The organism is Duganella hordei (genome assembly GCF_040369125.1).
Classification (GTDB): Bacteria; Pseudomonadota; Gammaproteobacteria; order Burkholderiales; family Burkholderiaceae_D; genus Rugamonas; species Rugamonas hordei.
This window is the reverse complement of record NZ_BPWI01000068.1, coordinates 1-223: the sequence shown is the minus strand read 5'-3', so window position 1 is coordinate 223 and position 223 is coordinate 1. Positions and strand designations below refer to the sequence as shown.

Genomic DNA, 223 nt, shown 5'->3' with positions numbered 1-223 from the left:
TATTCCTGCACCGTCGTATGATGCGATGGGGGGACGGATCGCGGAAGGTTGTCTGCCTGTTGGAATAGGCAGTTTCTGGTTCATAGAAGGCGCTTAGGCAAATCCGGGCGCAGGATTCAAGGGACTGGGACGAGGCACTTAGGTGCTGAAGCAATCGGAAGTGGTTCCAAGAAAAGCCTCTAAGCTTCAGTCATACGAGACCGTACCGCAAACCGACACAGGT

General features: G+C 53.8%; 1 rRNA gene. It reads left to right on the top strand.

The annotated features are described in order from the left end of the window. Nucleotides 1-223 (top strand): 23S ribosomal RNA (locus tag ABWW33_RS33065); the annotation flags it as partial.